The following is a 1,576-nucleotide window of genomic DNA, read 5'->3' as shown; positions in this document are numbered from 1 at the left end:
ACCCTCGACCGGCCCCGGCCCCGGCCCCGGCCCTGGCCCCGGCTGGAGCCTGCCGGTCACCGGCTCGGCCCGCCTGATGGCCCGGATCGAGCGGGCCTACCGGGCCGAGCAGGGGGCGGGGGAACCGCACCGGCGGCGCGAGGGCCGGCCGCTGCGCTGATAACTTCGGCACCAGACAAGCCGTACTCAACGAGGAGGAAGCTCGTGGTCACCGCGATCGTGCACATCAATGCCGAGGTGGACCGGATCCCCGAGGTCGCCCAGACGATCGCCGAGATCGACGGGGTGAGCGAGGTCTACTCCATCACCGGCGAATACGACCTGCTGGTCATGGTCCGCGTCGCGGCCTACGAGGAGATCGCCGAGGTCGTTCCCGGCCGGATCAACAAGGTGGACGGGGTGCTGCACACCGAGACGCACATCGCCTTCCGCGCCTATTCCCGGCACGACCTCGAAGCCGCCTTCTCCATCGGCCTCAACGAGGCGGACTGACCGCCTCCCAGGGCGGATAGGTCGCCCGGGCGTCCGCTGTGGGCAGCCGGGCCCGGAGCTCGGACCCGCCCTCCTCCAGGGACACGGTCTCCAGCGTCCCCCCGAACAGCGTGACGCGCTCCCTGATCCCGACCAGGGCCGGTCCCGCGGTCTCCGCGGTCTCCGCGACCCCCGCGACCGGCCCCGCGGTCCCCGTGCCCGCCGCGGGGGCCGCCCGCCCGTCGTCGCGGACCAGGACGTCCAGGAAGCCCGGCCGCCAGCGCAGCGTGACGCAGGCCGACCGGGCCCCGGTGCTCCTCAGGGTGTTGCCCAGCGCCTCCTGGACGATCCGGTAGGCCGACAGCTCCAGGGCCGGGCCGATCTCGACGGGCCTGCCGTCCTCGACCACGTCCACCGCCAGGCCCTCGGTGCGCACCCGGGCCAGCAGGTCGGCGAGGTCGGCCAGCCGGGGCTGGGGCGCCCTGGTCCGCGCCTCGTCCTCGGCGCGCAGCAGCCCCAGCACGCGCTGCAGTTCGGTGAGCGCCTGGCGTCCGGACTCCTCGGCCGCCCAGAGCGTCTCGCGGGCCCGGGCCGGATCCTTGTCCATGATCATTCGTCCCGCGCCGACGCCGAGCGTCATCATGCTGATCCCGTGGGCGACCACGTCGTGCAGCTCGTGGGCGATGCGCGCCCGCTCCCGCGTCAGGGCGGCCCGGGCCAGCGCGTCCCGCTGGCCGGTCCGCTCGGCCTGCTCGTCCCGGAGCCGCCCGGCCAGGCGCCGGCGGTCGCGGACGAGCCACGCCACCGCCCCGGCGAGGACGGCCACCGCGGACAGGGACAGGGGCAGCAGCCCGTTCATCGGCCCTCCCCGTAAGGGGAGGCCCCGGGCCGCGGGGAGACGGGAATCGGCAGGTCGGCATGGAGCATGACCGGTAATGTACGGTCCCGCCGCGGACCCCGCGTCCCCTCGTAGACGGATGCCTCGTCCTCCCCCGAGAGGAGAGTCCCACAGCGCGCGCGGCTCCCGTCAGGGCCGCGGCTCCGCCGTCACCGGCCCGGCCGCAGGGACCCGCTGACCTCGATCCAGCGGGCGAGGGCGGCGGCG

The 1,576-nt window shown here is 75.3% G+C and carries 2 protein-coding genes; one reads left to right on the top strand and one right to left on the bottom strand.

Translation table 11 applies throughout. From position 1 onward, the window contains the following. The first annotated feature begins 204 nt into the window (after positions 1 to 204). Positions 205 to 492: an Lrp/AsnC family transcriptional regulator gene (locus ACWJ6R_RS36055; RefSeq protein ID WP_068894257.1), complete on the top strand. Its 288-nt coding sequence runs from the start codon at positions 205 to 207 to the stop codon at positions 490 to 492. On the opposite strand, the gene ACWJ6R_RS36050 is transcribed toward ACWJ6R_RS36055, so the two are convergent. Further along, on the bottom strand, positions 476 to 1,330 hold the full coding sequence (locus tag ACWJ6R_RS36050; RefSeq protein WP_449066500.1) for a sensor histidine kinase: 855 nt from the start codon (positions 1,328 to 1,330) through the stop codon (positions 476 to 478). The two genes, ACWJ6R_RS36055 and ACWJ6R_RS36050, sit on opposite strands and share 17 nt — an antisense overlap. Positions 1,331 to 1,576 lie beyond the last annotated feature (246 nt).

The sequence above is a fragment of the Planomonospora algeriensis genome (assembly GCF_977012225.1).
Note: the sequence above shows the minus strand (reverse complement) of the source record. Positions and strands in the feature narration are given on the sequence as shown.